This window comes from Streptomyces sp., from assembly GCF_050698815.1.
Taxonomy (GTDB): Bacteria; Actinomycetota; Actinomycetes; order Streptomycetales; family Streptomycetaceae; genus Streptomyces.
Genome location: NZ_JBOHCV010000517.1, coordinates 1 through 9,634 on the forward strand (window position 1 = coordinate 1; position 9,634 = coordinate 9,634).

Genomic DNA, 9,634 nt, shown 5'->3' on the forward strand with positions numbered 1-9,634 from the left:
GGCGGGCGATCTCGAGCCGGGCCTCGCGCGGCAGCAGCCCCAGCGACAGGGCCGCCTCCACCTCGCCCTTACGGGCCTGCAGTTCCTCCAGCGCGCGCCGACCCGCCAGTACCGTCGCGGTGAGCGCCCCGCCGATCAGGATGCCGGCGATGGGGACGAGGGCGATGCCGCGCAGCGGCACCAGCCCGGTGAGCAGCAGGGTGGCGAGCACCGGCAGCACCCCGGCCCCGATGGGGACGGCGGACCACCACCAGGAGCCGTTGCTGGTGATGCGGCGCCCGGCCGTGCGTACTGCCACGGCGAACATCAGCGCGACGAAGGCGAGCAGCGTCGGCACCGCGCCGACCACCCAGCCGATCACCCAGGAGACGGCGGCGAGTTGGACCGCGGCGCGCAGTCCGGCGGTGAGGATGGCGCGCGCGTAGGGGCGGCCGTCGTCCTGCGTGAGGCGGGCGTACGCGGCGATGGCGGCGGCGGCGACCAGCAGGGCCGCCAGGACGGCGCCGAGGGTGGCGTCGACCGGGAGGAGGGCGTCGGCGGCGAGCGGCATGGTTCACCATACGAGCCGCCAGGCGGGCGGTTGCCGCGCGGCGAACCGCGAGAAGGGGCGGGGCGGGGCCGGCAAGCGGAGGCCGCGGAAGGGGCGGATCGGTGCGGAAGAGGGCGGATCGGTGTGCTGCGGCGCGGGGTTGGGGTTCACCCACCCCAGGAACCGCACGCAATCGCGACCGGACTCTTGATGTGACGTGAACACGTCGCCACGCTGTTACCTGACGCCTGCCTGAACGCAACCCGGCGTCGGCACCATCGGATCAACGTCAGATCCAACGAGGCCCCACGCCTCTCCGTAACGCTCAACATCCCCCCACACCGAGGGAGTTCGTATGCTGAACCGCATACGCACCACGATCTACGCGCGTCGACGCAAGTCGGTCATTCTCGCCGCGCTCGCCGCCCCCTGCGCCGGACTGCTGCTGTTCACCGGCGGCGTCGCCCCCGCGCAGGCCGAACCGCCCGCCCCGCCCAGCGCGGCCGAGGCCACGACCATGCTCGGCGGACTGTCCGAGCAGGCGGAGGGTTCCTCGGACGGCTACAGCCGCGACAAATTCCCGCACTGGACCAGCCAGGGCGACGGCTGCGACACCCGCGAGACCGTACTCAAGCGCGACGGCGACGGCGTCGAGACGGGCAGCGACTGCTATCCGACCAGCGGCTCCTGGACCAGCCCGTACGACGGGGGCACCTGGACCCAGCCCTCGGACATCGACATCGACCACATGGTGCCGCTCGCGGAGGCATGGGGCTCGGGCGCCAAGGAGTGGACGCAGGACCGGCGCCAGGCCTTCGCCAACGACCTGAACGTCGCACAGCTGCTCGCGGTCACGGACAACGTGAACCAGTCGAAGAGCGACCGGGACCCGGCCGAGTGGATGCCGCCGAAGGCCGACTACCACTGCGAGTACGCGCGGATGTGGATCTGGGTCAAGGACACCTACGACATGACGGTGGACTCCGCCGAGAAGGGCGCACTGACGACGGCGCTGGGCACCTGCTGACCGGCGGTTCCCCACTCACGGCGTAGAGCACTGCCCCGGTACTCGCCCTCCCTCCCTCGGCGGAGGGGGCGGTTCCGGAGCGGTGCTCCCGTCACGGAGTGCTGTGCGAGGAAGACGGAGAGCAGCGCTCTCAGCAGCGGAATCCCGCCGTCTACTCTTGTCCATCCGTACGCTTCCGTACCGTGCGGGACGACAGAGGGAGAACTTCCATGGTCGGGCTGCGCCTGGGGCCGCTGCTGCGCTACGTCGACGAGGACACGGCGACGATCTGGATCGAGACCGACGGCCCCTGCGAGGCGGAAGTCCGCTGTGAGACCGGGAGCGCCGGCGGCAGCGCCCGTACCTGGCAGGTCGCCGGCCACCATTACGCACTGATCACCGTCGTCGGCCTGGAGCCCGGTACGGAGACCCCGTACCGCCTGCTGCTCGACGACGCACCGGTCTGGCCGCTGCCCGGCTCGGCCCTCCCCCCGAGCACGATCCGCACACCCTCGCCCGAGACGAACGACCTCGAGGTCGCCTTCGGCTCCTGCCGGTGGGCCGCCCGCCCCGCAGACAGCTCCCACGACCCGGTCGGCCCGGACGCGCTCGACGCCCTCGCCCAGCGGGCCATCGCGGGCGGCACCCGCCCGGACGTCCTGCTGCTCCTGGGCGATCAGGTGTACGCGGACCAGACCTCCGAGCCGGTACGGGCGAGGCTCGCCAAGAACCGCGACCTGGCGGAGCCGCCCTGGGACCAGGTCGCGAACTTCGAGGAATACACCGAGCTCTACGACGAGTCCTGGCTCGACCCCGAGGTGCGCTGGCTGCTCTCGACCGTTCCCACCTGCATGGTCTTCGACGATCACGACCTGATCGACGACTGGAACACGAGCGAGGCCTGGCGCCGCGAGATCCGGGAGACCGGCTGGTGGCACGAGCGGATCGTCGGCGGGCTGGCCTCGTACTGGGTCTACCAGCACCTCGGCAACCTCTCCCCGGGCGAGCTCGCCGAGGACCCGCTCTTCGCCGCCGTACGCGCGGCCGAGGACGGCACGGCGGTGCTGCGCGACTTCGCGGAACGCGCGGACAGTCACCCGGCCTCGGTGCGCTGGAGCTACCGGCGCGACGTCGGCAGGGTGCGGCTGCTGGTCATAGACACCCGGGCGGCGCGCGTACTCGACGAGCAGCAGCGCGCGGTCCTCGACGACGAGGAGATGGCGTGGCTGCGCGAGCAGGTGCTGACCGGTCTGCGCCCCCAGCGTGACGGGGGCCTGGCCGCCGCCGGCGGCGACAGCGGCCACGGCGGTTACGACCACCTGCTGCTCGGCACCTCGCTGCCCTGGCTGCTGCCGCCGGCGATACATGACGCGGAGACGTGGAACGCCGCGCTCTGCCGGGGCGTTCGCGGTCCGCGCTGGGCCAGGATCGGCGAACGGCTGCGGCGCGCCGCCGACTTGGAGCACTGGGCCGCCTTCCCGCGTTCCTTCGAGGCACTGACGGCACTGATCGAGGAGGTCGCCGGCGCACCGGAGGCGCCGGCGACGGTGTGTGTGCTGTCGGGCGACGTGCACCACGCGTACATCAGCGAGCCCCGCTTCTCCCGGCCGGTGACGTCGCGGGTGCTGCAGCTGACCTGCTCGCCGATGCACAACAGCATTCCGGCGGTGATGCGGGCGGGCTTCCGCTTCGGCTGGAGCGCGGCCGGCCGCCGGCTCGGCCGGGCGCTGGCGCGGCACGGGCGCGCGGGACGTCCGGCGGTGAAGTGGAAGCGTGCCGGCGGGCCGTGGTTCGGCAACCAGCTGATGACGCTGCGGCTTTTCGGCCGGTCGGCGGACCTGTCGCTGGAGCAGGCACAGGCGGTGCCCGAGGGTGCCGACAGCCCCGGGGGCGTGCCCGGCGGGGGCGTCGGCAGCGGGTCACGGCTGGAGCGGGTTCTGCGGCGGTCGCTGGTCTCCGCGACGCCGGCCCCGCCCGACGGCGCCGGTCCGGGTCCCGGGCAGCGGCCGGCCGGCCCGTGACCGGCCCGATACCGAGCTGAGATCGACCCCTTGCCCCCGCCGCCCGCTGTCGCGATCTTCCAGGCGTACGCTGTACGACGGCAGTTGACCATTGCCGACGGCGGAACGCACGGGGGAGGTACGGGACGAGGGTGCTGGAAATCCTGGGGTCGTTGATCGGATCCCCATGGATCTACGGGGTGATCGCGATCTCCGTCCTGCTGGACGTCTTTCTGCCCCTGCTCCCGAGCGGTGTGCTCGTCGTGGCCGCCGCCACCGCCGTGGCGGGCACCACGGCGGCCGACGCCGCGAACCTGCCCAGCCATGCCCGCCGTGCCGCCGAATCGGCCCACCTCCCGGAATTCCTCGGTCTGGTGCTGTGCGCCGCCACCGCCTCGGTCCTCGGCGACCTGGTCGCCTACCGCCTTGCCTGGCGCGGCGGTGACCGCTTCGACCGCGCCATCTCCCGCTCCCGCCGCCTGACGGCGGCTCAGGAGCGGCTGGGGCAGGCGCTCGTGGCCGGCGGGGGCGCGCTGGTGGTGCTGGCGCGGTTCGCGCCCGCGGGGCGTTCGGTGGTCAGCCTCACGGCGGGAGTGGCGCACCGGCGGGCCAAGGAGTTCGTCCCCTGGTCCGCGTTGGCGGGGCTCACCTGGGCCGCGTACAGCGTGAGCCTCGGCTACTTCGGCGCCCAGTGGATGGGCGCGGCCTGGCACGGGACGGCGGTCTCGGTGCTGGCCCTGTTCGCGATGGGCACGCTGGCGGCGTACGTGCTGCGGCGCCAGCCGCCGCGGGACGCGGCAGCCGAAAAACCGTAGTCACCCACTTCGTCACTCAGCACAGGCCAGGGGCCCGCCATGATCGCATGGCGAGCCCCTGACCTGTGTGTCTGTGGTGGGCACAACTGGGATCGAACCAGTGACATCCTGCTTGTAAGGCAGGCGCTCTACCGCTGAGCTATGCGCCCGGGAACGTGACGAGGCCACAGACTACCTTGTCCCGCGAACCGGTTCCTCCCCCGGACCGCGGCCCCGCTCCGGCGTCATTTGCCCTGTCGTGAACGAACGGGCTCGTGTGTTCGTTGGCACAGGGTGGGACAATGGCCTGCGATCCACTGGTGGCAACAGTCGGGGACACGGGGAGAGGTTTGGTGGCGGCAATGAACGGCGGCGGCACCCGCCGCTGGGGCTGGGGCAGCGGCCGTACGGAGCAGCAGCGGGCCGAAGCCCAGGCAGCCAAGGACGCCGCCGCTGACGCCTTCTACGACCTGGACACCGCCCAGCGCGATCTGCGGATCTCCATCGAGACCCTCAGCGCCGTCGACGACTCCGCCCCCGCCCGTAAGGCGGTCGCCGACTTCGCGCAGTTCGGTACCCGCATCGACCAGGTCAGCCACGCCTACATCACGGTCGTCGACGCCCATGACCTGGACCGGGACGAGCTCGACCCGGGTACCGCCGCCCGTGCGCAGGCGGAGCTGAAGCAGGCCCGGCAGGACCTGGAGCGGGTCAAGGCGGAGCTGGAGCGCTTCGGTGAGAGCCTCGGTCCGCTGCTGGGTCAGGCCGAGAGCCGGCTGGCGCGGCTCGCGCCCGCCGTCGAGCGGGCCCGGCAGGGACTGCTGGCGGCGTCGAACGCACTGGACGCCACCCGGGCGACCGGCCTCAAGGCCGACGACCTCGCGGGCCGGCTGGCCGCGCTCTCCCCGGACCTGACCAAGCTGAACGAGGGCGCCGGCCGGCACGGCGTACAGGAGACGCTGCAGCGGGCGGACCGCGTGGTGCGGGAGGCCGAAGCCGTACAGGGAGAGGCGGCGCGGCTGCCCGATCGAGCCGCGGAGATCGACAAGCGGCTGGCCTCCCTGCGCACGCGTGCCCAGGCGCTGCACACCAGGACGGGCCAGGTGGAGCCCGTGCTGAGCGAACTGAGGCGCCGCTTCAGCGCGGCGTGCTGGCAGGACCTGCAGCAGGTGCCCGAGCAGGCCGCGCGATCGGTGCGGCAGGCCGAGGAGAAGCTGGCCGAGGGCCGGAAGGCGCGGGAGGAACAGCGCTGGCCGGACGCCACCGCACAGCTGTCGACCGTACGGGCGCTGCTGAACTCCACCGACGAGGCGGTCAAGGCCGCCGGCGACCGGCTGCAGCGGCTCAACGAGGTCTCTTTCGACCAGACGAAGGAGGTCGAACGGACCCGGTTCGCCATTCGCGACGCGCAGCGGCTGGCGATGGCGGGGCGCAGCACACCGGACCCGGGGCACGCGGGCCCGCTCGACGACGCCGTTGCGCGCGTCGACCGCGCGGTGGCGTCCCTCGCCGGGCGGCACCCGGACTACTGGCATCTGATCACCGAGCTGGACGCCGTGAAGGAGACGGTGCAGCGGGTCGTCGAACGGATCCGGGAGCAGCGGGCCACCGGGCAGTGAGCGGTCCGGCCCCTGAGGGCCGGGACCGGAGGGCTGGGAGCGGATCCGGATAGGCTGGCGTCATGCCGCGATACGAGTACCGGTGCCGCCAGTGCGACACACAGTTCGAACTGAACCGTCCCATGGCGGAGTCCGGCGCGCCCGCCAGCTGCCCGGACGGACACGGGGACACCGTGAAGCTGCTGTCGACCGTCGCCGTGGGGCGCGCGTCCGGCAGCTCAGCCGGGTCCGCCGCGAGCGCACCGCAGCCCGTGGGCGGCGGCGGAGGCGGGTGCTGCGGAGGCGGGTGCTGCGGCTGAGCCCCCGACCGCCCGGCCACCCCTACCAGTGCGTTGGCCGCTGAAGCCCGCAGGGAATCCTGGTGGTGGCATCGCCCTTCGCCGCGTCGAGCTGGGGCTGGGTGAGGAAGATGCTTCCGGTCAGGTCGGCGCCGCTCAGGTCGGCGTCCCGGAAGTCCGCCCCGATCAGGTCGGCGGCTCTCAGGTCGGCGTTTCTGAGGTCGGCCGCGACCAGGCGGGCCCCGCGCAGGGTGGCGCCCCGCAGGTCGGCGCCCGCGAACCCGGCCCCGACGAGGTCGGCCCCCCGGTGGTTCTTCTTGCGCCCGCGCACCTCGGCCCGCACCAGTTCGCTGGTGCGCAGCAGCAGGGCGTTGACGTCCGCCCGGTGCGCGGGCACGTCCATGTCCAGCAGCGCTCGGGCGCTGCCGCGGGTGAGGCGGTCGGTGTCCTCCAGCGCGCGGCGCAGTTCGCCGTACAGGGGACGGGCCGGGGGCAGCGCCAGTGCCTCGGTCAGATACCGGAGCAGCTCGTGGAGCTGCCGCATGACGGGAAAGACGTCGAACATCTGCCGTGCCGTTCCCGGGGCCTGCCGCCAGTCCTGGCCGCCGAAGGTGACCTGGGAGACCTTCTGCCCGGCGCCGAAGCAGTCGAAGGCGACGCAGCCGGAGAAGCCGCGCTCACGGAGTTCGGTGTGGATGCCACAGCGGAAGTCCGGCCGCAGGTTCGTGCACGGCTGCCCGGCGTCCTTGTCGAGGGCGAAGTCCGCCGAGGCCGCGAACGGCAGCGCGACGCAGCACAGCGCGAAGCAGTTCGCGCAGTCGGCGCACAGTTCCGTGCCGCTGCCCGCCGGGGAGGGAGCGTCGTGCTCAGGGGTCACCGCGGGTGGCCTCCTGCCGCCCTGCCGCCGTTGTGACCTGGTGCATCTCCCGTACGATCCGCTCCCCCGCCGCCACACCCCGCTCGGCCAGGGCGGTGATGTGACCGGCCGACCAGCCGGTGTCGGCGAGTTCGCCGTGGCCGGGGCGCCAGCCGTGGTCGGCGGCGAGGAGCAGGTCGGCGTCGAGCAGTGAGTCGCCGGCGGCGTAGGTGGGTGTGGCGCCGGTGCGCCGGGCGATCTCGGCGACGGCCGCGCTCTTGGTCAGCGGGCCCGGCACGGCGTAGATCTTGCGGCCCTGCAGTGACACCGTCCAGCCGCGCTCCCCGGCCCAGGCGGCCAGTTCCTTGACCCAGGCGCCGGGGAGCCGGTCCCGGTCGACGACGAGGTAGGCGAAGAGGTCGTCGGCGACCCGTTCCTTGAGCACCCAGTCGCCGGTCCCTGCCCCGGCCGCGCGGTGCAGGTGCTCGCGGACCTCCGCGAGTGGCGCGCAGCCGGCGAGGCGGCGGCGCACCCTCGCGTGCCAGTCGGGGTCCGGCCGGCCGTCGACCAGGAGATGACCGCCGTTGGCGCAGACCGCGTACCGCGGGGGCGGGCCGGGCAGCCGGACGCGCTGGTACTGCTCACGTGTGCGGGTGGTGGTGGGCACGAAGACGCTCTGCCGGGCCAGTCCGGTCAGCAGCCGCGCCGCCGTCTCGGTCATGTACGACAGTGGTCTGCGCTCGTACACCTCTACGCACAGCAGGCGCGGAGCCTCGGCGTCGGGCACGGTCAGGCCGAGCGCACCGGCGGAGTAGATCAGTGTCCGGTCGAGGTCGCTGGCGATGAGCGGGGTGGCAACGGCCGCGGTCATCGGACGGCCCTGCCGTCCGCGCCGGTGGCGCCACGCGTGAAGCGCGGGTGAATGAGTCCGACGCAGCTGTACGGAAGGTCGCCGGCCTCCTCGACCGGGACGCCCCGCTGCGCGGCCAGCAGCCGTATGTGGTCGAGGTCGGCGCCCGCGCCCTTGCGGGCGAGCACCTTCCACGGCACCCGGCGCAGCAGTACCCGGGTGGTCTCGCCGACGCCGGGCTTGACGAGGTTGAGGTCGCCGATGCCGTACTCCTCGCTGATCCGCTCCACCGCCCGCCAGCCCGCCCAGGTGGGTGCGCGGTCGGCGGCGAGCAGCGCCCGTACGTCCTCGGTGACGGCGTCCCGCACCTCCTCGAAGCGGGCGGCGACGGTGTCGAGGAAGAGCCGGGAGACGTCCGTGTCCGCCAGTTCGCGGTAGAACTTGGCGCCGTGGAAGTCGTCCGGACCGACCAGGTCGGCCCTGAGCACGGTGCGGGAGATCAGCCCGGAGACGGTGGAGTTGAGGCAGGCGGAGGGGATGAGGAAGTCCTCGCGGGTGCCGTAGGTGCGCACACATCCACCGGGGTCGGCGAGCACCGCCGGCTCCGGGTCGAAGCCCTCGAAGGGGGCGAGGGCGTCGGCCAGTTCGCGGGTGATCGCGCCCTTGCCGGTCCAGCCGTCGACGAAGACGACGTCGGCGGGGTCGTGATGGGCGGCGAGCCAGCGCAGGGCGTTGGTGTCGATGCCGCGTCCGCGCACGATGGAGACGGCGTAGTGGGGCAGGTCCAGCCCGTGCGCGTGCTGCGCCCAGCGGCGCATCAGTACGCCGACGGGGGTGCCCGCGCGGGCCAGCGACACCAGGACGGGGCGGGCGCCGCGTTCCGCGAGGACGGTCTCGGTCACGGTGCCCACAGCCCGCGCGACCCGGGCGGCGGAGACTTCCAGCGCGTTGTGGAAGAGCCGCTCGTACTCGGCGCTCGGCTGGTACTCGACCGGCAGCGACTCGGCATAGTGCGCCCCGCCGCTCTGCATCGCCTCCTCCCGCTCCTCGGTCGGGGCCTCCAGCGGTGTGTCCGACATGTCCTGCAGGAGCCAGCCGACCTCGTCGGGCGCGTAGGAGGAGAAGCCGGGTCCGCGCAGCGGCGCGGGCGACTGCGACGGCGGCGAGGGCAGATAGGAGGGCAGGACGGCGAGCAGCACGGCGCCGGTGTGCGGGGCGAGTTGGGCGAGCAGTCCATCGGGAGCGTGCAGGGCCGGGGTGTCGGCCGTCGAGTCGACCACGACGACGACGGCGTCGAAACGGCGCCGGTGGTCGGAGCCGGGGGCGACGTTGTAGGCGTGGCGCATGGCTGTGGCGGGCGCCTCCCCGGCAGGTTCGTCATGGACGGGGTCGTCATGGACGGGGCTGTCGTGTGCCGGGAAGGTAAGGCGGGTGCGGACGGCGTACGCCGGGTCGTCGAGGGCGAGCACGGGCGACCGCGTGGTGGTGGAGAACCGCACCGCCGCCCGGTCCCCGAGGCGCCGCTCCAGGGCGACGGCGAGTCGCAGCGGTGCGTACATCAACTCCTCGCAGCCGAGCAGCAGTACGCGCGGCGGCTCACCCTCGGGCGACGCGCCCCCGCCCCCCGCCTCGGCCAAGGCGCTGGTCACGGCATCGGCCAGCCGTCCGGCCATGCCGGGCAGGGCGGCGTCCAGCCGAGCGC

General features: G+C 73.3%; 9 protein-coding genes and 1 tRNA gene. 5 read left to right on the plus strand and 5 right to left on the minus strand.

Features of this window, described 5'->3' with window-relative positions:
• Window positions 1-550 (minus strand): ABC transporter permease (locus ACRDP3_RS18565; RefSeq protein WP_431518087.1); only part of this gene is annotated, 550 nt, incomplete at its 3' end.
• A 334-nt stretch (window positions 551-884) separates the two neighbouring features.
• Between ACRDP3_RS18565 and ACRDP3_RS18570 the strand changes: the two genes are divergently transcribed.
• The 3 genes from ACRDP3_RS18570 to ACRDP3_RS18580 all read left to right on the plus strand — a co-directional run bounded on the left by ACRDP3_RS18570 (window position 885) and on the right by ACRDP3_RS18580 (window position 4,350).
• Window positions 885-1,556 carry an HNH endonuclease family protein gene (locus tag ACRDP3_RS18570; protein ID WP_431518088.1) on the plus strand — a complete coding sequence of 224 codons (672 nt, stop codon included), beginning with the start codon at window positions 885-887 and terminating at the stop codon, window positions 1,554-1,556.
• Between the two features lie 209 nt (window positions 1,557-1,765).
• Window positions 1,766-3,556 (plus strand): alkaline phosphatase D family protein, encoded by a 1,791-nt coding sequence (locus ACRDP3_RS18575; RefSeq protein WP_431518089.1) that lies wholly within the window; start codon window positions 1,766-1,768, stop codon window positions 3,554-3,556.
• A gap of 131 nt (window positions 3,557-3,687) precedes the next feature.
• Window positions 3,688-4,350 (plus strand): DedA family protein, encoded by a 663-nt coding sequence (locus tag ACRDP3_RS18580; RefSeq protein ID WP_431518090.1) that lies wholly within the window; start codon window positions 3,688-3,690, stop codon window positions 4,348-4,350.
• A gap of 74 nt (window positions 4,351-4,424) precedes the next feature.
• On the opposite strand, the gene ACRDP3_RS18585 is transcribed toward ACRDP3_RS18580, so the two are convergent.
• Window positions 4,425-4,499, minus strand: a tRNA-Val gene (locus tag ACRDP3_RS18585).
• A gap of 192 nt (window positions 4,500-4,691) precedes the next feature.
• On the opposite strand from ACRDP3_RS18585, the gene ACRDP3_RS18590 reads away from it, so the two are divergent.
• Both ACRDP3_RS18590 and ACRDP3_RS18595 read left to right on the plus strand, forming a co-directional pair.
• Entirely contained in the window at window positions 4,692-5,948 is a 1,257-nt protein-coding gene (locus ACRDP3_RS18590; RefSeq protein ID WP_431518095.1) for a hypothetical protein, read from the plus strand.
• Between the two features lie 62 nt (window positions 5,949-6,010).
• On the plus strand, window positions 6,011-6,247 hold the full coding sequence (locus ACRDP3_RS18595; protein WP_431518091.1) for an FmdB family zinc ribbon protein: 237 nt from the start codon (window positions 6,011-6,013) through the stop codon (window positions 6,245-6,247).
• 22 nt (window positions 6,248-6,269) lie between these two features.
• Here the strand turns inward: ACRDP3_RS18595 and ACRDP3_RS18600 are convergent, their stop codons facing one another.
• The 3 genes from ACRDP3_RS18600 to ACRDP3_RS18610 all read right to left on the minus strand — a co-directional run.
• Window positions 6,270-7,103, minus strand: coding sequence for a pentapeptide repeat-containing protein (locus tag ACRDP3_RS18600; RefSeq protein WP_431518092.1), 834 nt, complete (start codon window positions 7,101-7,103; stop codon window positions 6,270-6,272).
• Complete coding sequence (locus ACRDP3_RS18605; protein WP_431518093.1) at window positions 7,093-7,953, minus strand: HAD family hydrolase; 861 nt, start codon at window positions 7,951-7,953, stop codon at window positions 7,093-7,095. Before ACRDP3_RS18605 ends, ACRDP3_RS18600 begins: the two co-directional genes overlap by 11 nt.
• On the minus strand, window positions 7,950-9,634 hold a 1,685-nt coding region (locus ACRDP3_RS18610), incomplete at its 5' end, for a cysteine protease StiP domain-containing protein (protein WP_431518094.1). The genes ACRDP3_RS18605 and ACRDP3_RS18610, both read right to left, overlap by 4 nt.

What these genes read in the sequence shown, in the direction of transcription:
- ACRDP3_RS18570 (WP_431518088.1), top strand. Translation starts at nt 885, where the DNA reads ATGCTGAACCGCATACGCACCACGATCTACGCGCGTCGACGCAAGTCG.
- ACRDP3_RS18575 (WP_431518089.1), top strand. Translation starts at nt 1,766, where the DNA reads ATGGTCGGGCTGCGCCTGGGGCCGCTGCTGCGCTACGTCGACGAGGAC.
- ACRDP3_RS18590 (WP_431518095.1), top strand. Translation starts at nt 4,692, where the DNA reads ATGAACGGCGGCGGCACCCGCCGCTGGGGCTGGGGCAGCGGCCGTACG.
- ACRDP3_RS18595 (WP_431518091.1), top strand. Translation starts at nt 6,011, where the DNA reads ATGCCGCGATACGAGTACCGGTGCCGCCAGTGCGACACACAGTTCGAA.
- ACRDP3_RS18605 (WP_431518093.1), bottom strand. Translation starts at nt 7,953, where the DNA reads ATGACCGCGGCCGTTGCCACCCCGCTCATCGCCAGCGACCTCGACCGG.